The organism is Streptomyces sp. NEAU-174 (assembly GCF_052665095.1).
In genome coordinates, this window is record NZ_JBQTCE010000007.1 from 535,660 (window position 1) to 560,816 (window position 25,157).

Consider the following 25,157-nt stretch of genomic DNA (forward strand, 5'->3'; position numbering starts at 1 on the left):
ACGTGTCCGCGCGGCACTCGCCGCGGCGGCAGCCGCCTGCGTCGCCGCCATCCCGCGATGGGATGCCGGTCAGGTCGGTACCGGGCACAGGCGATCAACTGTCCGCGCAGGCGTCCTCGCCGACGAGTTGTGCCACGCGCTCCATGCAGCGCATCCGGGCGGGAGAGAAGTCGTAGGGCATCTTGGTGATCGCCTCCAAGGCGCCCATCCGCGTGTCCTCCTCCTCTGCCAGGTCGGCGTCGTAGGTCTCGAAGAGCTCGTCGTCGGCCGTGTCCAGCCCGGCTGCCGTGATGGCCTGCATGAGGGCCATGTGGTGGGTGTATCGCTGTACGGCGATTTCCTCGACGCGCGGGTCATCGGGGTCCACGCCGTCGTCGAGGGCGGCCTCGGCCTCGTCGAGACGGTCCTCCTCGGCCCGTAGGTCGGGATGGGTGGCCAGCACGATGTACACGCCGGCCTGTAGTGCGGAGCCGAGCGGACCGAAGATCCGTTCCGTGACCAGCAGGGCCTCCATGTCGGAGGCGCGCAACGCGCCAGGGGGCAGGTGGCCGAGCCGATCCGTCACCAGCTCGGAGAGCAGGCCCTGCGGGCTGCCCACAGCCCGCAGGCGCGCGACGGCCGCGCGCCGACGTTTGATGTCGGCCTCCTGGGCAGCCAGGGATTCCTCCAGCCGGCCCAGGGTCTCCTCGATGTCCCCGGATTCGTCGAAGGCAGCCCGCATGTCGTCCAGACTGATGCCGACCTCCGCCATTCTGCGGATCCACAACAGGCGGATCATGTCGTCGTAGCCGTAGCGGCGGCGGCCGTCTCCACCGCGCTCGGGTTCCGGCAGCAGACCGATCTGGTGGTAGTGGCGGATAGCGCGTGGGGTGGTCCCGGCGAAGGCGGCAGCAGCGCCAATCTTGACCTGGCGGGGCGGTGTGACGAACGGGTACATCGCAGACGGAGCCTTTCGTGCTGTGGTGCCTCGACAACACCACATGCCGCTACGGCAGATGCAACAACACACCACCCGACGACATCGCGCCCGCCGTCGCCTTTCCCGATGTCCGTCATCGACGAAATCGACGTCAACGCGCTGCGGGGCAGCATCGACGCCTTCCGAAGCAATCCCCCGCTCGCCCGGGCCACCTTCGCGGTCGACGGCTCCTGGCAGGGCGGCTACCGGGTCACCACCCGCACGGGCGTCCTGCCCCAGGGCGGCGAGCGCGACGAGACTCGCGTCGCCCGCGAGGTACCACGAGCCCCGCCGAGCGGGCCCCGCTCACACGCCCAGGCCGTACGGCATCATGCAGACGACGACATCGGTACGCGCCCTGAGGACCGTGGCCAGCAGCAGGCCGCGCTGGTTCTGGAGGATCTTGTGGCGCCGGTGCCGGGGCTCGACCTCGGGGATGAGAACGGCGATCTCGCGGCCGCCCCCGGCCTCGCGCCGCACATACGCGACCATCGGCTGCACCAGGGACCGGTGCGGGCTGTCGATGATCTCCAGGCGCACCCCGGGATTCCAGCGCTCCCAGGTGTCCTGGAGGGCCCGCGCCTTCGCGGGCTCGGCCTGGACGCTGACCGCCACGACCTCGTCGCCCAGGGCGAGCGCCGCCGTCAGCGCGCGCTGCGCAAGCCTGCTGACCTCGCCGAGCGGGACGATGACCAGGCTCACGGTGCGCGCCGGTGGCGGCGGGATCCGCCCGAGCCCGAGTTCCTCGCCGGCCGCCGTGTAATAGCGCTGGACGTGGGTGAACAGCAGCATCAGCAGCGGCACCGCGACGACGACCGCCCAGGCCCCTTCGAGGAACTTGGTGGTCAGCAGGACCAGACCGGCCCCGGTGGTCAGCACGGCCCCCAGACCGTTGATCATCGTCCGGCGCAGCCACCCTTCCGGCTGCTCGGTCGCCCAGTGCCGTACCAGCCCGACCTGGCTGATGGTGAAGCCGGTGAACACCCCGATGGCGAACAGCGGGATCAGCCGATGGGTCTCGCCCCCCACCGCGACGAGCAGCAGGGCCGACAGCAGCGCCAGCGCCACCACGCCGTACCGGTACACCGGGCGCTCCGCGCGCAGCCCGAACAGGTGGGGCAGCCGGTTATCCCGCGCCAGCAGGCTCATCAGGACCGGGAGGCCGCCGAAGCTGGTGTTCGCGGCGAGCGCGAGAACAAGGGTGACGATGAGGTTGGTCGCGTAGTACTCCCATCCGGCTCCGTACGACCCGGCGGCGAGCTGGGCGAGGACCGTCACACCGCCGCGCGGCGCGACATGGTCGCGGCGGATCAGATACGCCATCCCGAGCAGCATCACTCCGAGGAGCATGCCGAGCATCAGCTCGGTGTGCTGGGCCCGCTTGATGCGCGGCTCGCGGAACATCGGCACGCCGTTGGCGATGGCCTCCACCCCGGTCAGGGCGGAGCAGCCCGAGGAGAACGCTTTGAGGATCAGCAGGACGCCCAGCGCCTCGGTGGCCCCGACGGGATGGGCGGCGCCGACGACGGCCGCGGGGTGTGCGCGCAGGATCCCCATGACGACGATGCCGAGCATGCTGACGATGAACAGCACGGTCGGCAGCATCAGCACCCGGGCGCTCTCGGCCACTCCCCAGAGGTTCACGGCCGTGAGCAGGGCGAGCAGCACCAGGCAGACGGCGAGCAGATGCGAGGAGAGGATCGGGAAGGCGGAGGCGAGGCTGGCGGCGCCGGCGGCCAGGCTGACGGCGACGGTGAGGACGTAGTCGATGATCAGGCTCGCCGCGGCGAGCAGGCTCACCCGGTGCCCGAGGCTCTTCTTCGCCACCGCGTAGGCGCCGCCGCCGTCCGGATGGACGGCGATCACCTGGCGGTAGGAGATCACCAGCACGGTGAGCAGGACGGTGATGACGACCGTGATGGGCAGCGTGGCTGTAAGGGCCCCGGTGCCGGCGGCGACCAGGACGACCACGATGGCCTCGGGGCCGTACGCGACCGAGCTCAGCGCGTCCAGGGACAGCGCGGCCAGCCCCTCGAGGCTGGTGAGATGGTGCTTGTCGCCCTCCCCGTGGCGCAAAGGTACCCGTGGCCGCAATGCGCGGTGTGCCAGTCCGAACGCCATGGGGAACCTCGGGGCGGGGTTGTCGGGGACCGTCCCGCGACAGTGTGCCCCGCCGTGGCGCCCGGCCACCTGAGGCATGCCCGAACAGCCACCACGTGTCCGCCGCTTCCATGGCTCCCTGACCTGACCGAGTGCTCCTCACGGCGCTCCCCGAGTGTCGCCGCGGCGGTGCGGGCCGCGCCCATAGCATGACCTGGCGCCGGCGCGCCGGGTTACGCCCGGCGCCGGACGACTGGAGGTTGGTGACCATGACGGTGATGTCCGTGCCCAGGTTCGAGCGGTTCTTCCGGGTGGCGGCGGGACTTGATGTCGACAAGAACGACCTCAAGCGCTACAGCGACTTCGTGGACGCCAAAGTCTACGATCTGCTGCTCATCGCCGAGGCGGTCGCGAAGGCCAACAACCGGGACATGATCGTGCCGTGGGATCTGCCGATCACCAAGGGGCTACAGGAGAGCATCCACCGCTTCCGGGACCTCGACTACGAGATCGAGTTGAAGCCCATCCTCGATCAGCTCGTCAGGCACCCGCCGCTGGACCGCGCGCCCGACGACGCGACGGAGGCGAGGTTGCCGGAAATCGTCGGCGGGCTCAGCCTGGCGCTCGCCAAGGCGTTCAAGATCATCTACCCGGACCTGAAGAATCCGCAGACCAAGCACTGGGAGACGGTCTGGCCGCTCTTCAATCTCCTGCTGTGAGACCGGTGTTGTGAATGCCGGGCGCGAGCCCGCGGCGGCACCCGGCGGAGCGGGGCCGCCGCGGGAGAGAGCCGGATCCCGGCGGTCTCAGCCGCCCTGGCGTTCGCTGCTCTCGGTTATCTCGATGTGACGGGGCTTGGCGGTCGCCGCCTTGGGGACGCTGATCGTGAGCACGCCGCTGGACATGCTCGCCGCGACGTCTTCGGTGTTCACTTCGCTCGGAAGCAGCAACCGGTACTCGAAGCGACCGGTACGGCGACTGCTCTGCCGCATGATGCCTTTGCGCTCCCGTTCCTTGATCTCCCCCGTGACGGCCAGCTCCTGACCATTGATCTCGATGTCGACGTCCTTGCGGTCCACGCCGGGGAGCTCGAGTTCTATGTGATAGGCGTCGTCGGCTTCGGTCACATCGGCGGACGGCGTCCACGCCGCCATGGCGGGAGCCGCGCTTCCGACCGTGGATTCGAGCAGACCACCCATCTGGTTGATGAGGTCGTCGAATTCCAGAAGCGGATTGCGCGCCCAGCCCCTGGGACGCTCCACCGTTCCCGGGCCTCGCTGCTGTCGGCGAACCGGCATGTTCATCGTCCGTCACCTCCGGTGTCGGTTAGTGGGCAGGGGATGTGCTGTGACCACCGCCCGGCTCGGTGAACCGGCCGGACGGAGCTTCTGTGTCATCGGGGTGGCGCGCGACGTCGACGGTGGTGTGGCCGAGGTGCTCGTGGACCTGGTGGATGGCCATCGCCCCTTCGCCGGCGGCGGAGGCCACCCGCTTGACGGAGCCGCTGCGCACGTCGCCCGCGGCGAAGACGCCGGGCAGACTGGTCTCCAGCCCCAGACAGGCACGGCCCTGGCCCTCCCAGACCGTGCCACTCGCGCGGGCCTGCGCCGAGGCACCGGTGAGCACGAAGCCCCGGTCGTCCAAGGCGACCACATCGCCGAGCCACGTCGTACGGGGCCGGGTCCCGATGAAGACGAACATCGCGCGCACGACCAGATTGCGGCGCTCCCCCGTGCGGTTGTTCTCCACCACGATGGCCCGCAGGACCTCGTCGCCCTCCGCCACCCCGCGCACCTCGCTGTTCCGCAGCACATTCACCCGTGGATGGCGTTCGATCTGGTCGACGAGGTAACGGGACATCTTGGCGCCGAGGTCCGGGCCCCGGACCAGCAGATGCACGCGCGGGACGCGCTGCGCGAGGAAGAGGGCGGCCTGGCCCGCGGAGTTACCGCCGCCGACCACCGCGACCGGATCCGCGCTGCACTGCTGCGCCTCGTACACGGTCGCCGCATAGTAGACGCTCGTCCCCTCCACCCGTTCGATGCCGGGCACTTCGAGCCTGCGGTACCAGGCGCCCGTGGCCAGCACGACGGTGTGGCTCACCACATCGCCACCGTCGGCGAAGGTGACACGGTAGTAGCCGCCGTCCTCGGGCTTGAGCAAAGCCGCTTCCGCGGGAACCCACACCTGGGCCCCGAACTTGCGCGCCTGGAGTTCGCCTCGTTCGGCGAGGTCGGAACCGGAGATCCCGCTCGGAAAGCCGAAGTAGTTCTCGATGAGGGACGACGTGCTCGCCTGGCCGCCCGTGGCGATCGCGTCCAGGAGGGCTGTGGTCAGTCCCTCGGACGCGCCGTAGACGGCGGCCGCCAGCCCGGCGGGCCCGGAGCCGACGATGATCAGATCGCTGCGGGTCTCCTCGGTGGACGGAGGGGAGAGGCCGATGAGCCGCGCCAGTTCGGCATTGCTGGGGTTGCGCAGCACCCGCTGATCGCGCCAGATGACGATCGGCGTCTCTTCCGGGGGGATGGAGAAGCGGCGCAGCAGTCCCTCGGCCTCCTCGTCCGCCTCCAGGTCGATCCAGCGGTGCGGCAGCCGGTTGCGGGCCGCGAACTCGCGCAGCCGCCGGGTGTCGGGCGAGTAGCGCGAGCCGAGGATGCGGAAGCCCGCGCCGACCCCGACGAGCAGCTCGCGGCGGCCCAGGTAGGCGCGGAGGATGAGGTCACCGAGGATCGGATCGCGGGCGACCAGCACCCGCAGCCGGTCGATCGGAAGGGACAGCACCTCCCCGGGCTCACGGACCCGGGCGGTGTAGAAGGCCACCTGCCCCTGGAGCAGCCCCAGCTCGCCGAGGAAGCGCCCCGGCCCATGCACCCTCAGGACCCGCTCGTCGGGGGTGCCATGGGCCTCTACGATCTCGATGGAGCCGATGAGGATGACCAGGAACTCCGCACACCGCTCCCCCTCCCGGACCAGCACCTGGCCCGGCTCGACCCGGATGCGCTCCCCGTGTTCGGCGAGGAACGCGATCTGGGCCTGCGACAGCCGGGGATAGGCGCCGTACAGATCCGGGGTCTCGAACGGCACCGCCTCGTCGGGAGCGGCGTCGGGGGGCCGGTCCTCGCCCGACATCAGGCCATGGCCTCGTGGGCGTAGCACCAGCGCCAGGTCTCGCCCGGCCCCATGGGTTCCACGATGGGATGCTGCTCGACGTAGGCGTGGGCGCGCGCGTGCTTGAGCGGCGAGGAGTCGCAGCATCCCACGTGTCCGCAGGTCAGGCAGAGTCGCAGATGGACCCGGGGGGACCCCAGCCGCAAGCACTCCTCGCACCCCTCGGGGCCGCGCGGGGAGACCTGACGCACCATCGACAGATGCGGATCGGGCTCGATGGCCATGGCGTTCACCCTCTCTCGCTGTCCCGTCGGCCCGCCGCCACCTGCTCGACCCACGAGCGCAGGGTGCCTGCCGGGGCGGCACCCGCGCGGCGGGCGACCGGCTCCCCCTTGTCCAGGATGAGCAGGGTCGGCACGGCCTGCACCTCGAACCGCTGGGCGAGGTGCGGATTGCGGTCGATGTCGACCTTGACGAGTTTGACCCTGCCCGCCAGCTCCGTGGCGACCTGCTCAAGTGCGGGGCTGACCATCCGGCAGGGCCCGCACCAAGTCGCCCACAGATCCACGACGACGAAGGGCGTCGCCTTCTCGGCGACATCGGCGAACTCGTTCTCGTCCGCGTCCACGATCCACGGCAGCGGCGACTTGCAGTTCCCGCACCGAGGGGCGCCCTCGGCCGCCACGGGGATCTTGTTCGCGCGTCCGCAGGTGGGGCACTTGATGGTCCGGGCTTTGATCGTCGGGCTTGGCATGGCCGGTCACGCCGCCTCTCCGACGTCCTGCCGGGCTCGCTCCTCGACGTGCTCGCCCGATGGCTGTTCGTAGGTGACCACCAGTTCGCCGTGCTGGCCGTCGACCTTGATGGTGGTGCCTTCCTGGACGTCGCCGCGTAGCAGGGCGCGTCCGATGAGGGTTTCGACTTCGTGGGAGATGTAGCGGCGTAGGGGGCGGGCGCCGTAGACGGGGTCGTAGCCCTGGTGGGCGATGATCTTGCGGGCTTGTGGGGTGAGGTCGAGGGCGATGAGGCGTTCGGCCAGGCGCTTGCGCAGCTCGTCGAGCTGGAGTTCCACGATGCGTTCGATCTGGGCCTCGCCGAGTGGCTTGAACAGGACGATGTCGTCGATGCGGTTGAGGAATTCGGGGCGGAAGTGGCCGCGTAGTTCGCTCATCACCAGGCTCCGGGCGTCGGGTTTGAGTTCGCCTTCGGAGGTGACGCCGTCCAGCAGGTGCACCGAGCCGATGTTGGAGGTCATGATGATCACGGTGTTGCGGAAGTCGACCAGGCGTCCCTGGGCGTCGGTGATCCGGCCGTCGTCCAGGACCTGGAGCAGGGTGTTGAAGACATCGGTGTGCGCCTTCTCGATCTCGTCCAGGAGCAGGACCGAGTACGGTTTGCGCCGGACCGCCTCGGTGAGCTGGCCGCCCTCCTCGTAGCCGACGTATCCCGGCGGGGCGCCGACCAGCCGGCTGACGGTATGCCGCTCCTGGTACTCGCTCATATCCAGGCGGATCATGTTCTCCTCGGTGTCGAAGAGCGCGGCCGCCAGCGTCTTGGCCAGCTCGGTCTTTCCCACGCCGGTGGGGCCGAGGAAGATGAACGAGCCGATCGGGCGGCGCGGGTCCCGGATGCCGGAGCGGGCCCGGATGATGGCGTCGCAGACCAGCTTGACCGCCTCGTCCTGGCCGATGACCCGCTGCTGGAGGATCTCATCCAGGCGCAGCAGCTTCTCCCGTTCGCCCTCTTTCAGGCGGGAGAGCGGGATGCCGGTCCAGGCGGAGACGATGTCGGCGATCTCTTCCTCGGTGACCTGCTCGCGCAGCAGGCGGTGCGTGCCCTGCCGGGCGGCCAGCTGTTCCTCCTCGGCGGCCAGTTTGGCCTGGAGTTGCTGGAGTTTGCCGTAGCGCAGTTCGGCGGCGCGGTTGAGGTCGTAGGCGCGTTCGGCCTCCTCGGCCTCGCGGCGTACCTCCTCCAGCTCCCGGCGCAGGTCCTGCACCCGGCGGATGGACTGCCGTTCGGCTTCCCACTGGGCGTGTTTGGCGTCGGCCTCGGCGCGCAGATCGGCCAGCTCCCGGCGCAGCTCCGCCAGCCGCCGACGGCTGGCCGGGTCGCTTTCCTTGGCGAGGGCGGCTTCCTCGATCTCCAGCCGGGTGACCCGGCGGGTGACCTCGTCCAGTTCGGCGGGCATGGAGTCGATCTCGGTACGCAGCCGGGCACAGGCCTCGTCCACCAGGTCGATGGCCTTGTCGGGAAGGAACCGGTCGCTGATATAGCGGTGGCTCAGAGCGGCGGCGGAGACCAGTGCGGTGTCCTGGATCTTCACGCCGTGGAAGACCTCCAGCCGCTCCCGCAGACCGCGCAGGATCGAGATGGTGTCCTCCACACCCGGCTCGTCCACCAGCACCATCTGGAAACGGCGCTCCAGCGCCGCGTCCTTCTCGATGTGCTTGCGGTACTCATCCAGCGTGGTCGCCCCGATCATGTGCAGCTCGCCGCGGGCCAGCATCGGCTTGAGCATGTTCCCGGCATCCATGGCCCCCTCGGCGGCCCCCGCCCCGACCACGGTGTGCAGCTCGTCGACGAACAACAGGATCCGCCCCTGGCCGGAGGTGACCTCGGAGAGCACGGCCTTGAGCCGCTCCTCGAACTCCCCCCGGTACTTCGCCCCCGCCACCAGCGACCCCATGTCCAGCGCGAAAATGGTCTTGTCGCGCAGCCCCTCGGGGACGTCACCGCGGACGATGCGCTGGGCCAGGCCCTCCACGATGGCGGTCTTGCCCACGCCGGGGTCGCCGATGAGTACGGGGTTGTTCTTCGACTTGCGGCTGAGGATCTGGGTCACCCGGCGGATCTCGGCATCCCGCCCGATCACCGGATCCAGCTTGCCCGAGCGGGCCTCCAGGACCAGATCCCGCCCGTACTTCTCCAGCGCCTCATACGCCACCTCCGGATTGGCCGAGGTCACCCGCTGGCTGCCGCGGACCTGGGTGAGGGCGTGCAGGAACGCGTCCTTGGTGATGCCGTGCTCCTTGAGCACCCGCCCGGCCGCGGTGGCGGGCCCCTCCTCGGTGAGCGCGAGCAGCAGGTGCTCCACCGAGACGTACTCGTCCTTGAGGCGTTTGGCCTCCCGTTCGGCGGTGTCCAGCACCTGGGCCAGGCGCTGGGTGATGAAGACCTGTCCGGGGGTGGCGCCGGGACCGGTGACCCTCGGTTTACGGGCCAGCTCGGCTTCCAGCAGGGTGCGTATCGCTTCGGGGTCGGCGCCCACCTGGGTGACCAATCGTGGGATCAGACCCTCCGGCTGGTCCAGGAGGGCGAACAGCAGATGCTCGCCGTCGACTTCGGTGTGCCCGAACCGCATCGCAGTGGTCTGGGCGTTGTGGAGGGCTTCCTGGGACTTCTCGGTGAGACGGTTCATGTCCATGACGATTGATCACTCCTCGCGCCGCTGCGGCGCAGTGCGGCTTCGAGCCGGTCGATGCGGTCGAGCAGGTCGAGCACCAGGCCGATGGAGGCGTAGTTCAGGCAGAGCCCGGTGTGCAGCCGCTCGATGCGGCCCAGCACGGCCGGGGCGTCGGGGGCGAACACCAGCCGCCCCGCGTGGTCACGCTCGGCATCGATCAGACCGAGGGCGACGAAGCGCCGGATCAGGTCGGGGTGGAGCCCGGTGCGGCCGGCCACGGTCTCAAGCGACAGCCTGCGGGCGGGCACCAGGTCGTAGTGGACGGACGTCACGGGCGGGTGGCGGGTGGCCGTGACGGTCCCGGGTATGTGCGTGTTCATCGCTCACTCCGGGGGTCGAAGGAGGAGGTGCGGCCCAGCTGCTCGAACAGCTCCCGCTCCCGGGCGCCGAGATGGGGCGGCACCATGATGCGGATCTCGGCGTACAGGTCGCCGTCGGGGCCGCGGGGGTTGGGCATGCCCTCGCCGCGCAGCCGCAGCTTGCGGCCGCTGGAGGAGCCGGGCGGGACGGTCACCTTGGCGGTGCCGCCGGGCGTGGACACGGGGACGGTCGCACCCAGCGCGGCCTCCCACGGGGACACCGGAAGGTCGACGTGGATGTTCCGGCCGTCCAGCCGGAACCGCGGATGGGGCTGGATCCGCACCCGCAGATACAGATCCCCGGCCGGTGCGTCACCGGTGCCCCGGCCGCCCTGCCCGGCCAGCCGGATACGCTGCCCGTCCACGACGCCGGGCGGGACGTTCACCTCGAAGCCGCGCTGCCCCGTCGGACCGGCCAGGGTGACGGTGCGGCGCCCGCCGCGGTAGGCGTCCTCGACGGTGAGCGGCAGCTCCGCCTCCTGGTCGGCCCCGGGGATGGTGACGCGGCCCGCGCCGCCCGGCCCAACGCCGCCGCCGCCGAAGAACGCGCCGAACAGGTCCTCGAAGTCCACCCCGCCGCCCGCGACGTCCTCGCCGAAGCCACGGACGAACCGGACCCGGTCCCCCTCCCCGGCCGTCGTCCAGCCGCGGAAGCCACCGCCCCCGCCACCGGCACCCACGCGCTCCTCCCAGTCCTCGGGGATCTTGCGGAAGTCCTCACCGAACCGGTCATAGCGGGCCCGGGTCCTGGGGTCGGAGAGCACGCTGTAGGCGTCGTTGAGCTCCTTGAACCGCTCCTCGGCCTGGGGGTCCTTGTTCACATCCGGGTGGTGGCGGCGGGCCTGGGTACGGAACGCCTGCTGGATCTCATCCTGGCTCGCGCCCCGGGACACCCCCAGCACCTCGTAGTAGTCCCGCGCCATGACCGGCTCACTCCCGCTTCGCCACAGCCACAGCCGCAGGCCTCAACTGTTTATCGGCCTTCCCGTAGCCGGGGCGCAGCACCTGCACCACGGTCCCCGGTTCCGCCTCGGCGTCCTCGACCACGCCGACCACCTCATGCCGGGCCGGATCGAACGGCACCCCCGTCTCCGCCTCCCGCTCGTAGCCGAGCCGGGCCAGGCTGTCCACGGCCTGGTCGCGGATGGCCCTGACACCCTCCACGATCGAGCCGGGGTCGGCCTCGGCGTGGGAGAGGGCCAGTTCGAGGTTGTCGACCACAGGCAGCAGGGCCACCGCCGTACGGGCCCGCTCCGCCGCCCGCTCCCGCTCCAGCTCCCTGGCATGACGCTTGCGCAGATTCTCCAGATCGGCCAAGGCCCGCCGCCAGCGGTCCTCGAGCTCGGCCAGCGCGGCGGCCTGCTCGGCGGCCAGTTCGTCGGCTTCGCCGATGGCGGGGCCGCCGGCCGCGTCCGGGCCGGGCTCCTGGGGTGGACCCGGCTGCTCCCGCTCGGGAGTGGGCAGATCCGGCTCCGGCTCCGTCACGGCACCCTCCGGCACCGGGTCCGGCTGCTGCGGTTGAGTGGACATGGCGGCCTCTCAATCAGCCATCGTGGGATCGGCCTTCGTCGGATCGGCCTTTCGGTTCAGCCCTTGTCGAACTCGGCGTCGATCACGTCCTCATCGCCTCCGCCGCCCCCGGCCCCCGCCCCGGTGTCCTGGGCACCGCCCGCCCCGGCCCCACCGGCCGCGCCGCCCGGGCCCGCGCCCGCAGCGGCCGTCTCATGGGCGGCCAGGCCCGCGTAGACCTGCTGGAGCTCGGAGGTCAACGGCCTGGCCCGGTCCGTCCCGGCCTCGTTCTTAACCGCCTGACGGGCATCGTGCACCAGCATCTCGGCACGCGATCTCTCATGCGAGGGCACCGCATCCCCCAGCTCCGACAGGCGCTTCTCCACCTGGTAAGCGGCGGCGTCCAGCTCGTTGCGCGCGTCCACCGCCTCGCGCAGCGCCTGGTCCTCGCCCCGGTTGCGCTCGGCCTCCTGGACCATCCGCTCCACCTCGCCGCGTTCGAGGTTGCCGGTCTCGCTGATCTGAACGGACTGCTCCTTACCGGTGTCCTTGTCCCGGGCGGTGACGTTGAGGATGCCGTTGGCGTCGATATCGAAAGTCACCTCCACCTGCGGCTCACCACGCGGCGCCGGACGGATACCAGTCAGCTGGAAACGCCCGAGCACCCGATTGTCCGCAGCCCGCTCACGCTCACCCTGGAGAATCACAATGTCCACCGCCTGCTGGTTGTCCTCGGCCGTGGAGAACGTCTCCGTGCGCCGCACCGGGATGGTGGTATTCCGCTCGATGATCTTCGTCATGACGCCGCCGCGGGTCTCCACACCCAGCGACAGCGGAGTGACATCGAGCAGCAGGACATCCTTGACCTCGCCCTTGAGCACCCCGGCCTGGATCGCCGCCCCCAGCGCCACCACCTCATCGGGGTTGACGCTCATATTGGGCTCCTTGCCGCCGGTCATCCGACGCACCAGACCCTGCACAGCGGGCATCCGGGTCGAGCCACCGACCAGGATCACCTCATCGATATCACTCTCCCCGACCTTGGCATCGGCCATGGCCTGCCGCACCGGCCCCAGACACCGCTCCACCAGATCACCGGTCATCTGCTCAAACGTCGAGCGCATCACCGTCTCGGTCAGATGCTTCGGACCAGAGGCATCCGCGGTGATGAACGGCAGACTGACCTGGGTCTGAGCCACCGAACTCAACTCCGTCTTGGCCTTCTCCGCAGCCTCGAAAAGCCGCTGCAACGCCTGCGGATCCCGGCGCAGATCCATGCCGTTCTCCCGCTGGAACCCATCAGCGAGATGGTCCACCAGCCGCCGGTCGAAGTCGTCCCCGCCCAGATGACTATCCCCCGCGGTCGAGCGGACCTCCACCACCCCGTCCCCGACGTCCAGGATCGACACATCGAAGGTGCCGCCGCCGAGGTCGAAGACCAGGACGGTCTCATGACCCCTCTTGTCCAGCCCGTAGGCGAGGGCGGCCGCGGTCGGCTCATTGATGATCCGCAGCACGCTCAGACCCGCGATCTCCCCCGCGTCCTTGGTGGCACTGCGCTGGGCATCGTTGAAATACGCGGGCACCGTGATGACCGCCTCCGTCACCCGCTCACCCAACTGCTTCCCGGCATCATCAGCCAGCTTGCGCAACACCTGCGCGCTGATCTCCTCCGGCGAATACAGCCTCTCACCCACCCTGAACCGGGCCAGACCCCCCTCATCCGGGACCACGTCATAGGCAACCGCCCTGGCCTCGGCCGAGACCTCGTCATAGTGACGGCCGATGAACCGCTTGGCCGAATAGATCGTGCCCTTCGGATTGAGGATCGCCTGGCGCCGGGCCAACTGCCCCACCAGCCGCTCACCAGTACCGGTGAACGCCACCACCGACGGCGTGGTACGGCTTCCCTCGGAATTCGGAACAACCGAGGACTCACCACCCTCCCACGCCGCGATCACCGAATTGGTCGTACCCAGGTCGATACCGACTGCCTTGGCCATGGCAACTCCTTCCGAGGGCGGCCACGAGCCACATGCACTGCCCAGTCGGCCGCAGAAGCGGGATCGGTTAGCAGGCTCTCTCCCTAAGGGTGACAAATCGGACGCATGAACGCCCGCGCTTGTGGGGTCTGATTTCGCCGCCCCAGGCCAGCTCGCCGCTTCCCAGGCCGACGCGGGCGAGGATGGCCGCCCCGGCCTCGTGGGCCTCGGGGCACCGGGACAGCGGCGCCCAGCCGCCGGATCAGCCGGATCAGGTCACGCAGCCGGCGGTTGTACCTCTTCACCGGCGCCTGACCGGTGCCGATCTTCTGGCCCGGAACCACAGCTTGCCCCAGTCGATAGGCACCTTGCCCTTCGCCTCGAAGTCGCCGATCTGGGGCTGGGCTTCCCTGCCGCCCGGGTCCTCGGGTGCGAACACGCCCACGACGCCGATGCACCCGGTGAAGCGGACGTTCTCGATCAGGCCGTTCATCGTGCGGGAGGCGTCCTCGTGGCCCGACGGGTCATGGGCCTGGTAGCCGACGCACTCGCAGCCGTTGTCGGCGCCGAGCCCCAAAGTGGCTTCCTTGATGACCTCACCCGGGTCCTGCTCGCGCATGTCGATCGGCAGGGCGCCGATCTCCTCGGCCTTGCGCAACCGATCGGTGTGGAAGTCGCACACCCACACCCGTCCAGCACCCTTGATCACCGCCGAGTAGGCCGCCATCAGCCCCACGGGACCCGCACCGTAGATGACGGTCTGGTCCCCGGGCTTGACACCCGCCATCTCGGTGGCGTGGTCGGTCTCACCCGGGCACTGCGAACGCGACCACAGCCGGCAGGGGTGGTGGGGCGGCGCCCTCGGCCCCGGCTCAGTCGTCGGAGAGGTCCTGCTCGGCCCAGATGGTCTTGCCATGGGCCTCCAGGCGAGTGCCCCAGCGCTGGGCGAGTTGGGCCACCAGGAAGAGGCCGCGGCCGCCCTCGTCGAGCGCGCGGGCCCGGCGCAGATGCGGTGCCGTGCTGCTGAAATCGGAGACCTCGCAGATGAGCGCGCGGTCGCGGATCAGGCGCAGCCGGATGGGCGGGCGGCCGTAGCGGATCGCGTTGGTGACCAGTTCGCTGACGACCAGCTCGGTGGTGAGGACCAGCTTCTCCAGTCCCCAGTCCATCAGTCGGGCGGTGACCTCCCGCCGGATCCGGGAGACGACGGCGGGTTCCCGGGGGATCTCCCAGGTGGCGACCCGGTCGGGGCCGAGGGCCCGGGCGCGGGCGAGGAGCAGGGCGACATCGTCTTCGGGGCGGGCGGGGAGCAGAGTCCGCAGGACGGTGTCGCCGAGGGCGTCCAGGGACGGGCCCGGCTGGGCCAGGGCCTCGCACAGCGCCTCCAGTCCCTCGTCGATCGCGCGGTCGTGGCCCTCGACCAGACCGTCGGTGTAGAGGGCGAGGACACTGCCCTCGGACAGTTCGGTCTCGACCGCCTCGAAGGGCAGGGTGCCGAGGCCGAGGGGCGGGCCGTTGGGGACGTCGAGGATGTCGGCGCTGCCGTCCGGGGTGACCACGACGGGCGGGGGGTGGCCGGCGCTGGCGATCGTGCAGTGGCGGGAGACCGGGTCGTAGACCGCGTACAGGCAGGTGGCGCCGGTGGCCTCGGGGGGTTCGGGCTCGTCCTCGGCGGCCAGCCGGGTCACGAGATCGTCGAGGTGGGTGAGCAGCTCGCCGGGCGGCAGATCGATATCGGCCAGGGTGCGTACGGCGCTGCGCAGCCGCCCCATGGTGGCGGACGCCTCGACGCCGCGGCCCACGGTGTCGCCGACCACCAGGGCGGCGCGAGCGCCGGAGAGCGGGATCACGTCGAACCAGTCGCCGCCCACGCCGGCCCAGGTTTCCGAGGGCAGATAGCGCGAGGTGACCTCCACCGCGGCCAGGTCGGGCAGGCGCCGCGGCAGCAGATTGCGCCGCAGAGCCCTGGCCGTCATGCGCTCGCGCTTGTAGCGGCGTGCGTTGTCCACGCATACGGCCGCTCGGGCCGTGATTTCCTCGGCCAGCAGCAGGTCGTCCTCGTCGAACGGCACTGGCGTCCGGTGGCGCGCGAAGAACACCACGCCAAGGGTGACACCGCGGGTGCGCATCGGCACCACCAGCTCCGAGTGGATCCCGTACTCCCGGATCCGGGCGGCCCGTACCGGATCGAGGGCGTCCCACCGGACCATGAGCTCGTCGGTCATCTGGTAGCGGACGGCCCGGCCCTCGGCCAGGCATTCGGCCGACGGTGAAGACTCCGGGTGGGTGTCCAGTTCGCCCACGTCGACCACGGCCTCCGGGGTTCCGGGGAGGACGGAGCGATGGGCGGCGCGGCGCATGGTGATGGGACCGGACAGCGGGCCCGAGGGGGGTTCCTCACCCCGGTCGAGAAAGGTGAGCAGGTCGACGCCGACGAAATCGGCGACCCGGGGGACGGCCACGTCGGCCAGTTCATGGGCGACATGCGCGAGGTCCAGGGTGGAGCCGATGCGCTTCCCCGCCTCGTTCAGCAGCAGCAGCCGCTGCTGGGCCTGGTGCCGGCGGGTCGTGTCGTACGCGGCGAGGCACACGCCGTACACGCGGCCCGTCCGGTCCTTGAGCGGTGCGAGCGAGATCGTCCAGGCGTGCTCGCGGCTCTCCCCCGGCACCCGCAGATAAGCCTCCAGGACCTGCCGTTCGCCGCTTTCCAGCACGTGGCGCATGCCCTCTTCGGTCTTCTCGCTCTCCGGATGCGACAGGATCTCGACCAGGCGCATACCGCGCATCCGATCCTCGGTGAGGGCGGCCGCCGCCTCCATGTCGGCGTTCGCCCGTACCAGCCGCAGGTCCGTGTCGAAGACCGCGAGCACGCACGGGGCCTGGGTGAACGCCCCCACAGCCGCGTCGGCCTCGGGCGAACGCGGTTCCGGCGCGACGGCGAACACCAGGAGCCACCCGGTGGCACCGCCGTCCGCCGGCACGCGGTGCGCCAGCGCCTCCGCCTCCATACGATGGCCGTCACGGCGGCACAGCCCCACCCGTCCGCTCCACCTCGACCGGCCGGCCAGGCAACGCCCGACCGCCTCGACGGCGGCCTCCCCGGCCCACAGCTCGGTCACCGCTCGCCCCACGATCTCCTCGGGCCGGTAGCCGAGCAGCCGCTGGGCGCCCTCGCTCCACCCGGTCACGACGCCGTGCGAATCCATCGTGGCCGTGGCCAGGTACACCATGTCGAGAGGCTCGTTCACCACGGGGGACATCGTCTTACGGCCCCGGCGGCCACCATTCGTTCTGCCCGGCGGCCGTCGACCGGACGATGTGGTCGGTGAAGCGGTCCGGGCCGAATTGTTCGCCTCCCTCATTGTGCGATTCCACGACACCGTCGGTGTACAGCAGAATCCGATCACCGGGTTCCAGGGCCGCCTCGTGCAACGGATGGCCGCAGTCGGACCAGCGCAGCACCCCCGTGGGCATGTGCAACGGGGTGAAGATGCCGGTGCAGAACTGATCCGGGAGCCAGGTCGACAGCGCCGAGTGGACCTCCGGAAACTCCGCAGCGGAGGCTTGCTGGATGGCGCTGACCAGCTCCTCGATCAGCTGGTCGGCGGCCCCGGCCGAGGTCGACACATCCGCGTCCGCCATACGAGCAACTGTACGGCGGGCTCTCTTCCGGCGTCGTCCGTGGCCACCGCGTCCCCGCTCCAGTCGTGTCCGGCCTACGGCTCTCGTCAGCTCCTCCAGCGCCCGTACCAGCAGCTCCGCCCCGGGCCGCACCTCCGGTTCCTTTCCGCTGTCGGCCCCTCCCAGACGGCGAGAGCCTCCCGGTCCTCGCCCAGGTCGACTTCGGCCACACCTCGCCCAAACCTGCCGCTGCCCATCGGCGTCCGCGCACACGTGGACGGTCCACCGACCCGCATGACGCGCCCTCGACCGTCTTCCGCCACTACGACCACCGGCAGGACACGCGCGACATGATCGACTGCATCCGACTGGCCCGCGGCACCCTGGTCCGCCCATCGGCGCTGTCCAGCTGAGCGTCGGCGTGCCCGCGGTGGACGCGGACGGGTACCGGGCGCTGGTCTCCTACGGCGAGATCTCCCCGGGCTCCGGCAACCGGGGCGCGATCCTGGCCGTCGAGCGGTACGGGGCACCGCCGGCCCGACCCCGGCTGGTCGTGACCGGCGAGGTCACCGGTGGGCGCGACGTCGACGACGTCGTCGAGCTGGACGTCCTGCGCGTCGAGCCCACCGGCTAACCCCGAGCGACCTCAGCGGTGTGCGCGGGGGTGTAGCGCTCGCCCATCACCTGGTCGCTCAGCGGGTCCAGCGCGGCCAGCGCCTCGGCGTCCAGGGTGAGCTCCAGCGCGGCCGCGTTCTGCTCCAGCCGGGCCGGGCTGCGGGTGCCCGGAATGGTCGCCACCGCCACCCCGAGCCGCTCGGCCTGGGCGTACACCCAGGCCAGCGCCACCTGGGCCGGGGTGGCACCCAGCCGGTCGGCCACCTCGCGCACGGTCTGCGCGATCTTCTCGTTGGCCTCGCCCGCCTCGCCGGCGAAGCGGGGGTTGGTGCGCCGGAAGTCCTTCTCGCCCAGTGAGGAGCGGTCCAGGGTGCCGGTCAGGAACCCCCGCCCCAGCGGCGAGTACGGCACCAGCCCGACCCCCAGCTCGGCCATCACCGGGGTGACCGCCTCGACGTCGCGGGTCCACAGCGAGTACTCGCTCTGCACCGCGGTGATCGGGTGCACCGCGTGCGCCCGGCGCAGCAGCTCGCCGTCGACCTCGGACAGGCCCAGATGGCGGACCTTGCCCGCCTCGACCAGCTCGGCCATCGCCCCGACGGTCTCCTCGATCTCCACGTCCTGGGGCGGGCGGTGGGCGTAGTACAGGTCGATCACCTCGACGCCGAGCCGCAGCAGCGAGGCGTCGCAGGAGCGCAGCACGTAGTCCCGGGCACCGCGGATGCGGCGTGCCCGGTCGCCGGCACTGCGGTCGATGCCGAACTTGGTGGCCAGCTGCACCTGGTCCCGGCGGCCGTGGATGGCCCGGCCCACCAGCACCTCGTTGTGCCCGGTGCCGTAGGCGTCGGCGGTGTCCAGGAACGTGATGCCCAGCTCCAGGGCCCGGTCGATGGTGGCCAGGCCGCCGTCCCAGTCGGCGGCGCCATAGCTCTCGCTCATCCCCATGCACCCCAGGCCCATCGCGCTGACGGTGAGACCGGGCGAGCCGAGCGAGGTTCGGGTGATCATGCGCGGATACTCCTCCTGCCCGGCGGACCGGGCGGTACCTTGAGCACTGACGAACGCCCCCGAAACTAGGACTTGGAGCGCGCTCGAAGTCAAGCCGAAGGACCGGCCCCCGCCGGCGGGTCAGGCGCGGCGGGAGCGGGTGAACTACCAGCGCGCGATTCATGGCCGCCCACGAGACGGAGCCCGAACTGGCGTCAGGCGCCGCCCTGCGGCTGGTCAGGTGGTACGCCGAGCTCAACGAGATCCCGATGCGCTGACGATGCTGGCCAGGTGCGACGAACTGGTCACGGCCCGCCCCGACCCCTCGCTCCAGGCGGACCTGCTCAACGCTACGGCCGAGCTGTCCCTCTATCAGGACAGGTACGGCCAGGCGCGAGCGGCGGTCGAGCAGCGGTCGGTATCACACGCGACCATCGGGACCCGGAAAACCTGCGGCGGTCGCTCACCGTACTGGCCCTCACGCACCTGCACTTGGGCGATCCCCCGGCGGCCCGGAAGGCGATCGAGGAGTCGGCTCGCTACCGGGTGGCCGGCAAGGAGACCGTGGAACTCGCGCTGCGGGGGATCATCGCGCACCGCTCCATTCTCCCTGGCACCGCGGGGGATCTCTTCCAGCAACTCCACGACGAGACCGGCCAGCGCACCAGGGCTGACGCGCACGACCTGGTCGCGTGGGACTTCACGGGTCTCCCTGGTGCTATTCGGTCCTCGTCGACAACGCGGAACCCGGGACGGCGCTGGAGGCGTTCCGTCTGGCACGCCCTGAACCGGCCGACTCGAACCGGTCCTCACGGAGCTGGAGCGCATGCGGCCGGGCCGCGCCGGTTACTGTAGTTCTCGAACCAGCCTGCGCCGTGCGCCTGGGTCAGGAGGACGTACTTTCCGGCGTCATCCGGTTCCTCTTCCAGGTCGAATCGAGACGGCTCCAGAACGTCGTCCACATCTGGCCACCTAGTCAGCAACTCCTCCCGGAACCGCAATACGTCAGGGCTGACCACCTGCGGACGCTCGATCTGCCGACGCAGCACAGCGACCTCATGGCGGAGAGCGAGGATCTCGGCGTTGGCAGTCGCATACCCACGATCACCGATCATGCCCACACTCGAGCGGCCGCAAAGCCCCTGGTCAGTCGCCGTACGGCAATAAAGACACCCTTCAGGGACACACGCGGTCCGCCGATCTGGAGGCCGCCAGGTAGTCCGATCGCGGTGGCGGGACATCCCGCCGGATGTCGGCCACGGCAGACAAGCAGCTACGCTCGCCGCGAGCACGGACGCTCCGCCGGCCAGGACGAGGGCCCGGCCGGCGGCGTGGCGCCCAGCGGGTCGTCGACCACCTCGTCACGCAGTTCAAGAACCACGACGACGGTGTGAGCTGCGGCATTGCCAGGCGAAGGGGCCCGCCTCCACCATGGTCCGACCAAGGATGTCAAAGAAAGCAGCTCGCCATGGCCGATCACGTGCATGTGCGGCTCAGCCAGGGGCTGAGCGTGTCCGAAGACGGGGAACTGATCGAGCACTCCCGCTGCCGGTGCGGGGCCACCTTCACCAAGGTGTTCGACGCCAATGGCGGAGAGCCAGAACGTCCGACCCGGTCCTGATGCGCACCAAACCCGCACGCGCGAGACCGACTGGCGCCGTCTCCAGCCTGCGGCGCCCTTGCGGGGGACCGCTGACGGACTGGAGACCATCCGTCATGCCATGAGTGCCAACTCCTGGCGACCAGTTTTGAACTGATCGTACCGCCCGACAGCCCCGAAGGCGGTGAGGCCCCGCGCCGACCGCCCGGGGCCTCGAGACGAAGCTATTGCCGGGTCAGCTGTCCAGTTCCTTGCGGTCACTGCCGCCACTGATCGCGATCTTGCGGGGCTTGGCCTGCTCGGCGACCGGAACGCGCAGCTTCAGCACACCCGCCTCGTAGGAGGCTTCGATCTGCTCAGCGTCGAGAGTGTCACCCAGGAACAGCTGCCGACTGAACGTCCCCGCAGGCCGCTCGGTGATCACCGTGTCACTGTCGGCGCCGTATGCCTGCTTGCGTTCGGCCTTCACCGTCAGGACGTTGCGCTCGACATCGAGGTCGATGGACTCCGGGTTCACACCCGGCAGGTCCAGCTCCACGAAGAACGTGTGGCCCTCGCGCCAGGCATCCATCGGCATGCCAGCCGGGTGCGCGGCCGTGCCCCAGACCCGATCGACGAGCCGGTCAAGCTCGCGGAAGGGATCCGTCCGCATCAGCATGATCATCCCTCCTGAAGGTCGTTCCGCTGTTTTTCTTCTACTTCTGATATACCACCCCGCTGAAAAGTTGACAACTCTCGGCTCAATTTTTTGATGGCGCAGCGCTCTTTGCGGCAGTCGGTCGACAGAGCCAGCCAGGCTGTACGGTGCGTCACACTTCCGGTACGCCTGAGCGCACGGCAGGCCGGTCCGCGGCGCGCTGAAGAAAGCAGGGCCGGGGACCTGCGGGCCATGCGCGCACCGGACGGCGACCCTTCCGCCACCGGACCGGCACCGCGGCAGAGGCCCGCCACCACCACGCATGCCGCACCTCATGCCGCATCCGCGTGGCGACCCCAGCTATCTGCGCCGACCGGTCATACCGTCGCGCGCGCGGGTCACCTCCGTCGGCGCAACCGACTGTCCTCGCGGGAAGAGGTTGAGTGGGCATCTGTCAACTACATCCAGCGGAGGCTTGTCAATAAGTGTGCGGGTCGGCTATATGGATGGACAGTACTTATTTTCGTCCGGCCGCACTGCGGACCGTCGACATCCTGCGGGGTGTGCAGATTGAAGGGAGAACAGGACATGCTTGCGCGCACCGGCGCTCTGGGTGATCTCGACCGACTCGTGCACCAGCTCGCGCAGACCGCCACTACGGCTGGCACCATCATCGCGGCGGATGCCTGGCGTGACGATGAAGCGCTCTACCTACAGTTCGACCTGCCGGGCATGGACCGCTCCAGCATTGAGGTGACCACGGAGCGCGACAGGCTGGTACTGACCGCCGAGCGCCCGTCCCCGATTCCTGCCGACGCCCGCCCCTTGTTGAACGAGCGCCCCACCGGCCGTTTCACGCGCCGTCTGGCCCTTTCCGACGCCCTGGACACCACAGCGGCCGAGGCTGCCTATGACAACGGCGTCCTCACGCTGCGCATCCCGCTGGCCTCACACGCCAAGCCTCGCAAGATCGCCATCTCGGGCGGGGCACCCAGGCACCTCACCGCTTGAGGAGCCGCCTGACCCATGCGCGCCAACGCCGACCGACGACGAAGGAGATATTGATCGTGGGCGCCTTGCTGTGGCTGGTCATCCCGCTGGCCGCAGGCGTCACCGCCAGCGTCTGGGCCTGGGGCAGCGGACCGTCCTGGCCGGCAACAAACACTGCGAAGCCGCGTGACCGACGCCCTCGACGAACGTCATTGCACAAGGACAGCGTGCGGGCCCGGCGCGCGGCCGGCCCGTTGGGCTGCCCATCCCGCCCCCGTCTTGCTCACTCCCCGCCGGTGGCTGCCGCTCCGTCGGCGGGGCGCATGGCGGATTGCGGCCGGGGCCTGGCCTTCTGGCCTTGGGGACCCTGACGGTGAGTACCCCCTCAGCGAGTTCGGCGCTGATGTGTTCTGCGCCGGCGTTCTGCGGCAGCGTCACCCGGTAGTGGAATAGGCCGCAGCCACCTCGGATTGCCGCTTCGGCTAGGCGTCAAGTCTCCGGATAGGAGCAAGATAGGACTGCGTCGAGGAGTCCATCCCATCGTCGAGGGGAGTAGGTGAGGAGATCGATGATGCTCGCGCGGACCGGCCCCTTCCGTGGGCTGGAGCGGTTCGAACCAGCAGGTGCCAGGCACCGCGGCAGCGCATGAGGCGGCGAAAGCATGATCGCATCGACGCGTCGCACCGGGCCGGCGTGCTGCGGCCGTGTACCCCGGTCGCCGATCAGGCCAAGCACCGCAAGATCGCCGTCAGCGGCGGCGACTCGTACACGTGTACATCAGCGGCCGAAGACCGCGACAGGAGACGGGCACAGCGGCTTCCGTCCGTGCGCTTCGCCTCTGCGCGGCCGTCCATCCGGGAGGGAAGACGTCATGCGCATGCACTGGGACGCGTTCATCGCCGCGATCCAGGAACGCGGCGAATATCCCACACCGCAGGAGGCAGAACGAGCTTCCCGCGTCGTCTTGGCACTGCTGGGCGCTCATCTGGTGGGTGAGGTACGCGCCGAGTTGGCCGCCCGGCTGCCCGAATCACTGGCGCTGGTCCTCCTCAGTCCCCTCCAGGCGCACGAACCGCTGTCACCCGAGCGGTTCGTCCGGGCGACCGCAGCCTGGATCGAAGGCGCCACCGAGAAGACCGCGACCTGGGACGTCAGCGCGGTACTCAGCGTCGTGGCCGATGTCGCGGGTGAGGACTTGATGAACCGCATCCTGCTCCAGCTCCCGCCGGGCTACGACCTGCTCTTCGGACGCCCACAGTCAAGCTGATCACCCACCGCGGATCTCCGCTGGCACCACAGCGGAGACAACGGCGGGGTGTGTGCGCGGTTCGCCGGAGGTCAGATCGTGCAGCGACCGCCCGCCGGGAACTGACTGAGCCCAGTAGCCTGGGCCGCCGGATGCTCATCGCAAGCTGCATGATCAGCCGCACTGGCTGAGGCGGTCACCGCCTGCCAGGCGTTCGTCGCGGCGGCCGGCCGCACCATCCCCGGCCTGCGGGATCGCACCCTGAACGACGACGAACGCACGCTCGTGCACGAAAACGGTAGTCCACCGACAAGGTCATCCGTCAGCGGGCGACTTCCCGGTTCGTCAGCACCAGCAGGGCCCGCACCAGCGCGGTCACCCACCTCGGCAGGGCCTACGCCTCGGACCGTCGGGCACCGGCTCGCGAGGCGAAGGGCAGGCAGCCTGAGGAGATGGGGGTGAGACGTCCTTTCCGTCCCTGAAGCGTCCGCACCTGCTCCGCACCTGCTATGGCGTCCCGGCGAGCCTGCCCATCACGTCGTACACCTGCTGCGGAGTCAGCGGGGCTACGGAAAGCGCTCCTTGAGCTGGTTCCGTGTCCAGCCCCTCGAGCAGGAAGGCGACTTGGCGGCGCCAGGCGTCGGGCGCGGTGTCCGCGACCGCGCGGGCGAGCAGGGCGTTGGTGCCGAAGAAGAGCAGGAGGTCCTCGCTGGTGAAGTCCGGGCGGATGGCGTCGGCCAGCTGGGCTCGTTCGATGATCCGTGTGGCGGCGTCCCGCGCCCGACCGCAGATGGCCATCAGGCACTCGGCGGCCGGATAGCGTCCGCTGACGACGTCGGCGACCGCGGGATCGGTGGCCTGGAGTTCACAGACCTTCTCGATGTAGTACGCGAACCCCTCCCGGGGGTCCTCGAAGGACAGGGCGCGCTCGGCGGCTTCGTCGAGACGGTCGGCGGCCAGTCCGGTCACCACTTCGTCAATGAGCGCCTCGCGGGTGCCGAAGAGGTCGTAGAGCGTGCCGTGACTGACACCGGCCCGGCGGGCGATTTCCTTCAGGGGCACCTTCAGGCCGCGAACTGTTGCGGCAGGGAGCAGTCCCATGTCCGAAGTGATCGCCGTCCTCGGTGCCGGTACCGGCCTGGGTGTGTCCGTGGCCCGCCGCTTCGGGCGTGAAGGTTTCCGGGTCGCCCTGGTGGCCCGCCGCAAGGACCGGCTGGACACCCTCGTCGAGGTGCTCGCCGACGAAGGCATTGAGGCGGTCGCGTTCTCCGCCGATCTTTCCGAGCCCGCCGAGGTGCCCGCTCTCGTCGAGGCGATCCGTGACCGCTTCGGCCGGATCGACGTGGTCGCGTACGGGCCGATCAGCGGTGACCAGGGCTTCACCCCGGCCGCCGAGCTGGACGCGGCAACTTTGCAGGGCCTGTCCCCGCTCCTGCTGTTCACCCCGGTCGAGGTGGTCCGGGCAGTGCTGCCGGAGTGGACCGAGCGCGGCGAGGGTGCCTTCCTGCTCGCTCAGGGCTACTCAGCGGCGCGGCCGATGCCCCATCTCAGCGGCCTGGGCCCGGTGATGTCCGCCACCCGCAACTACCTGTACTCCCTCAACGCCGAGCTGGCTGACACGGGCATCTACGTCGGAGCCCTGACCATCGCGTCCCTGATCGCCCGCAGCGAGGTGTCCGCCGCGGCCCAGGCCGCCTTCGAGTCGGCCGACGGTCCGCACTTCCCGGTCGTCGACCCGGACGACCTCGCAGAGCACTACTGGAACATGTACACCAAGCGCGACCGCGTCGAGCAGTTCCACCCCGAGTCGCTGACTCCACAGGCCACGGCATAGCAGGACTCCGGCACCTCTTTCCATCGGGCCCGTTCCGTTCGGGAGCAGGTCGAGCGCGTGGATGCACATGACGCGAGTGGCGTGCCTCGTGACGTCGCAGGTCCCGGTCCCGGTGTGACGACGACTGCGGCCGACTGCCGTGGATCTC

General features: G+C 70.0%; 23 protein-coding genes and 4 pseudogenes. 8 read left to right on the plus strand and 19 right to left on the minus strand.

Features of this window, described 5'->3' with window-relative positions; genetic code table 11:
- Positions 1–94: 94 nt before the first annotated feature.
- Complete coding sequence (locus ACT2CW_RS23065; RefSeq protein WP_445518089.1) at positions 95–937, minus strand: MerR family transcriptional regulator; 843 nt, start codon at positions 935–937, stop codon at positions 95–97.
- A 327-nt stretch (positions 938–1,264) separates the two neighbouring features.
- Positions 1,265–3,079 (minus strand): APC family permease, encoded by a 1,815-nt coding sequence (locus tag ACT2CW_RS23070; protein ID WP_445518090.1) that lies wholly within the window; start codon positions 3,077–3,079, stop codon positions 1,265–1,267.
- Positions 3,080–3,327: 248 nt separating this feature from the next.
- On the opposite strand from ACT2CW_RS23070, the gene ACT2CW_RS23075 reads away from it, so the two are divergent.
- Complete coding sequence (locus ACT2CW_RS23075; RefSeq protein ID WP_445518091.1) at positions 3,328–3,777, plus strand: DUF1931 family protein; 450 nt, start codon at positions 3,328–3,330, stop codon at positions 3,775–3,777.
- 87 nt (positions 3,778–3,864) lie between these two features.
- Here ACT2CW_RS23075 and ACT2CW_RS23080 read toward each other — a convergent pair whose 3' ends face one another.
- The 12 genes and pseudogenes from ACT2CW_RS23080 to ACT2CW_RS23135 all read right to left on the minus strand — a co-directional run.
- Positions 3,865–4,362, minus strand: coding sequence for an Hsp20/alpha crystallin family protein (locus tag ACT2CW_RS23080; RefSeq protein ID WP_445518092.1), 498 nt, complete (start codon positions 4,360–4,362; stop codon positions 3,865–3,867).
- A 22-nt stretch (positions 4,363–4,384) separates the two neighbouring features.
- Positions 4,385–6,187 carry an FAD-dependent oxidoreductase gene (locus ACT2CW_RS23085; RefSeq protein WP_445518093.1) on the minus strand — a complete coding sequence of 601 codons (1,803 nt, stop codon included), beginning with the start codon at positions 6,185–6,187 and terminating at the stop codon, positions 4,385–4,387.
- Positions 6,187–6,450 carry a UBP-type zinc finger domain-containing protein gene (locus tag ACT2CW_RS23090; RefSeq protein WP_445518094.1) on the minus strand — a complete coding sequence of 88 codons (264 nt, stop codon included), beginning with the start codon at positions 6,448–6,450 and terminating at the stop codon, positions 6,187–6,189. Before ACT2CW_RS23090 ends, ACT2CW_RS23085 begins: the two co-directional genes overlap by 1 nt.
- Before the next feature lie 5 nt (positions 6,451–6,455).
- Positions 6,456–6,920 (minus strand): thioredoxin, encoded by a 465-nt coding sequence (gene trxA, locus ACT2CW_RS23095; RefSeq protein WP_445518095.1) that lies wholly within the window; start codon positions 6,918–6,920, stop codon positions 6,456–6,458.
- Positions 6,921–6,926: 6 nt separating this feature from the next.
- Positions 6,927–9,590, minus strand: coding sequence for an ATP-dependent chaperone ClpB (clpB, locus tag ACT2CW_RS23100; RefSeq protein ID WP_445518096.1), 2,664 nt, complete (start codon positions 9,588–9,590; stop codon positions 6,927–6,929).
- On the minus strand, positions 9,581–9,949 hold the full coding sequence (locus tag ACT2CW_RS23105; protein WP_445518097.1) for a chaperone modulator CbpM: 369 nt from the start codon (positions 9,947–9,949) through the stop codon (positions 9,581–9,583). Before ACT2CW_RS23105 ends, clpB begins: the two co-directional genes overlap by 10 nt.
- Positions 9,946–10,911, minus strand: coding sequence for a DnaJ C-terminal domain-containing protein (locus ACT2CW_RS23110; RefSeq protein WP_445518098.1), 966 nt, complete (start codon positions 10,909–10,911; stop codon positions 9,946–9,948). The genes ACT2CW_RS23105 and ACT2CW_RS23110 overlap by 4 nt, the downstream gene beginning before the upstream one ends.
- Positions 10,912–10,918: 7 nt before the next feature.
- Positions 10,919–11,518 carry a nucleotide exchange factor GrpE gene (locus tag ACT2CW_RS23115; RefSeq protein ID WP_445518099.1) on the minus strand — a complete coding sequence of 200 codons (600 nt, stop codon included), beginning with the start codon at positions 11,516–11,518 and terminating at the stop codon, positions 10,919–10,921.
- 56 nt (positions 11,519–11,574) lie between these two features.
- The gene (dnaK, locus tag ACT2CW_RS23120) at positions 11,575–13,500 is read right to left on the minus strand and encodes a molecular chaperone DnaK (RefSeq protein WP_445518100.1); all 1,926 of its coding nucleotides are present in this window, start codon (positions 13,498–13,500) and stop codon (positions 11,575–11,577) included.
- A gap of 248 nt (positions 13,501–13,748) precedes the next feature.
- Positions 13,749–14,278: pseudogene (locus tag ACT2CW_RS23125) on the minus strand (zinc-binding dehydrogenase); the annotation flags it as partial.
- A gap of 73 nt (positions 14,279–14,351) precedes the next feature.
- Positions 14,352–16,739: a SpoIIE family protein phosphatase gene (locus ACT2CW_RS23130; RefSeq protein WP_445518101.1), complete on the minus strand. Its 2,388-nt coding sequence runs from the start codon at positions 16,737–16,739 to the stop codon at positions 14,352–14,354.
- A gap of 28 nt (positions 16,740–16,767) precedes the next feature.
- A pseudogene (locus ACT2CW_RS23135) lies at positions 16,768–17,019 on the minus strand (SpoIIE family protein phosphatase); the annotation flags it as partial.
- A gap of 502 nt (positions 17,020–17,521) precedes the next feature.
- Here ACT2CW_RS23135 and ACT2CW_RS23140 point away from each other — a divergent pair.
- Positions 17,522–17,734 (plus strand): hypothetical protein, encoded by a 213-nt coding sequence (locus tag ACT2CW_RS23140; RefSeq protein ID WP_445518102.1) that lies wholly within the window; start codon positions 17,522–17,524, stop codon positions 17,732–17,734.
- Here the strand turns inward: ACT2CW_RS23140 and ACT2CW_RS23145 are convergent.
- On the minus strand, positions 17,731–18,723 hold the full coding sequence (locus ACT2CW_RS23145) for an aldo/keto reductase (protein ID WP_445518103.1): 993 nt from the start codon (positions 18,721–18,723) through the stop codon (positions 17,731–17,733). The two genes, ACT2CW_RS23140 and ACT2CW_RS23145, sit on opposite strands and share 4 nt — an antisense overlap.
- Positions 18,724–19,511: 788 nt before the next feature.
- Complete coding sequence (locus ACT2CW_RS23150; protein ID WP_445518104.1) at positions 19,512–19,817, minus strand: hypothetical protein; 306 nt, start codon at positions 19,815–19,817, stop codon at positions 19,512–19,514.
- Positions 19,818–20,170: 353 nt separating this feature from the next.
- Here ACT2CW_RS23150 and ACT2CW_RS23155 point away from each other — a divergent pair, with 353 nt between their 5' ends.
- Positions 20,171–20,323 carry a hypothetical protein gene (locus tag ACT2CW_RS23155; RefSeq protein WP_166484461.1) on the plus strand — a complete coding sequence of 51 codons (153 nt, stop codon included), beginning with the start codon at positions 20,171–20,173 and terminating at the stop codon, positions 20,321–20,323.
- Between the two features lie 214 nt (positions 20,324–20,537).
- Here the strand turns inward: ACT2CW_RS23155 and ACT2CW_RS23160 are convergent, their stop codons facing one another.
- Positions 20,538–20,960: an Hsp20/alpha crystallin family protein gene (locus ACT2CW_RS23160; RefSeq protein ID WP_164436771.1), complete on the minus strand. Its 423-nt coding sequence runs from the start codon at positions 20,958–20,960 to the stop codon at positions 20,538–20,540.
- Between the two features lie 567 nt (positions 20,961–21,527).
- Between ACT2CW_RS23160 and ACT2CW_RS23165 the strand changes: the two genes are divergently transcribed.
- Positions 21,528–21,950: an Hsp20/alpha crystallin family protein gene (locus ACT2CW_RS23165; protein WP_445518105.1), complete on the plus strand. Its 423-nt coding sequence runs from the start codon at positions 21,528–21,530 to the stop codon at positions 21,948–21,950.
- Positions 21,951–22,049: 99 nt separating this feature from the next.
- On the opposite strand, the gene ACT2CW_RS23170 is transcribed toward ACT2CW_RS23165, so the two are convergent.
- Complete coding sequence (locus tag ACT2CW_RS23170; protein WP_445518132.1) at positions 22,050–22,400, minus strand: Hsp20 family protein; 351 nt, start codon at positions 22,398–22,400, stop codon at positions 22,050–22,052.
- Positions 22,401–22,592: 192 nt separating this feature from the next.
- On the opposite strand from ACT2CW_RS23170, the pseudogene ACT2CW_RS23175 reads away from it, so the two are divergent.
- From ACT2CW_RS23175 to ACT2CW_RS23185, 3 genes and pseudogenes are all read left to right on the plus strand, one after another.
- Positions 22,593–22,694, plus strand: a pseudogene (locus tag ACT2CW_RS23175) (Hsp20/alpha crystallin family protein); the annotation flags it as partial.
- A 106-nt stretch (positions 22,695–22,800) separates the two neighbouring features.
- On the plus strand, positions 22,801–23,196 hold the full coding sequence (locus tag ACT2CW_RS23180) for a DUF2267 domain-containing protein (RefSeq protein ID WP_182473857.1): 396 nt from the start codon (positions 22,801–22,803) through the stop codon (positions 23,194–23,196).
- 168 nt (positions 23,197–23,364) lie between these two features.
- Positions 23,365–23,472, plus strand: a pseudogene (locus ACT2CW_RS23185) (DUF6192 family protein); the annotation flags it as partial.
- A 210-nt stretch (positions 23,473–23,682) separates the two neighbouring features.
- Here ACT2CW_RS23185 and ACT2CW_RS23190 read toward each other — a convergent pair.
- A complete protein-coding gene (locus tag ACT2CW_RS23190; RefSeq protein ID WP_445518106.1) occupies positions 23,683–24,237 on the minus strand; it encodes a TetR/AcrR family transcriptional regulator in 555 nt (184 codons plus the stop codon).
- 37 nt (positions 24,238–24,274) lie between these two features.
- Between ACT2CW_RS23190 and ACT2CW_RS23195 the strand changes: the two genes are divergently transcribed.
- Entirely contained in the window at positions 24,275–25,009 is a 735-nt protein-coding gene (locus ACT2CW_RS23195) for an SDR family NAD(P)-dependent oxidoreductase (protein WP_445518107.1), read from the plus strand.
- Positions 25,010–25,157 lie beyond the last annotated feature (148 nt).

Coding starts and splice junctions, on each gene's coding strand:
- ACT2CW_RS23065 (WP_445518089.1), bottom strand. CDS start 937: ATGTACCCGTTCGTCACACCGCCCCGCCAGGTCAAGATTGGCGCTGCT.
- ACT2CW_RS23070 (WP_445518090.1), bottom strand. CDS start 3,079: ATGGCGTTCGGACTGGCACACCGCGCATTGCGGCCACGGGTACCTTTG.
- ACT2CW_RS23075 (WP_445518091.1), top strand. CDS start 3,328: ATGACGGTGATGTCCGTGCCCAGGTTCGAGCGGTTCTTCCGGGTGGCG.
- ACT2CW_RS23080 (WP_445518092.1), bottom strand. CDS start 4,362: ATGAACATGCCGGTTCGCCGACAGCAGCGAGGCCCGGGAACGGTGGAG.
- ACT2CW_RS23085 (WP_445518093.1), bottom strand. CDS start 6,187: ATGTCGGGCGAGGACCGGCCCCCCGACGCCGCTCCCGACGAGGCGGTG.
- ACT2CW_RS23090 (WP_445518094.1), bottom strand. CDS start 6,450: ATGGCCATCGAGCCCGATCCGCATCTGTCGATGGTGCGTCAGGTCTCC.
- trxA (WP_445518095.1), bottom strand. CDS start 6,920: ATGCCAAGCCCGACGATCAAAGCCCGGACCATCAAGTGCCCCACCTGC.
- clpB (WP_445518096.1), bottom strand. CDS start 9,590: ATGGACATGAACCGTCTCACCGAGAAGTCCCAGGAAGCCCTCCACAAC.
- ACT2CW_RS23105 (WP_445518097.1), bottom strand. CDS start 9,949: ATGAACACGCACATACCCGGGACCGTCACGGCCACCCGCCACCCGCCC.
- ACT2CW_RS23110 (WP_445518098.1), bottom strand. CDS start 10,911: ATGGCGCGGGACTACTACGAGGTGCTGGGGGTGTCCCGGGGCGCGAGC.
- ACT2CW_RS23115 (WP_445518099.1), bottom strand. CDS start 11,518: ATGTCCACTCAACCGCAGCAGCCGGACCCGGTGCCGGAGGGTGCCGTG.
- dnaK (WP_445518100.1), bottom strand. CDS start 13,500: ATGGCCAAGGCAGTCGGTATCGACCTGGGTACGACCAATTCGGTGATC.
- ACT2CW_RS23130 (WP_445518101.1), bottom strand. CDS start 16,739: ATGTCCCCCGTGGTGAACGAGCCTCTCGACATGGTGTACCTGGCCACG.
- ACT2CW_RS23145 (WP_445518103.1), bottom strand. CDS start 18,723: ATGATCACCCGAACCTCGCTCGGCTCGCCCGGTCTCACCGTCAGCGCG.
- ACT2CW_RS23150 (WP_445518104.1), bottom strand. CDS start 19,817: ATGATCGGTGATCGTGGGTATGCGACTGCCAACGCCGAGATCCTCGCT.
- ACT2CW_RS23155 (WP_166484461.1), top strand. CDS start 20,171: ATGGCCGATCACGTGCATGTGCGGCTCAGCCAGGGGCTGAGCGTGTCC.
- ACT2CW_RS23160 (WP_164436771.1), bottom strand. CDS start 20,960: ATGCTGATGCGGACGGATCCCTTCCGCGAGCTTGACCGGCTCGTCGAT.
- ACT2CW_RS23165 (WP_445518105.1), top strand. CDS start 21,528: ATGCTTGCGCGCACCGGCGCTCTGGGTGATCTCGACCGACTCGTGCAC.
- ACT2CW_RS23180 (WP_182473857.1), top strand. CDS start 22,801: ATGCGCATGCACTGGGACGCGTTCATCGCCGCGATCCAGGAACGCGGC.
- ACT2CW_RS23195 (WP_445518107.1), top strand. CDS start 24,275: ATGTCCGAAGTGATCGCCGTCCTCGGTGCCGGTACCGGCCTGGGTGTG.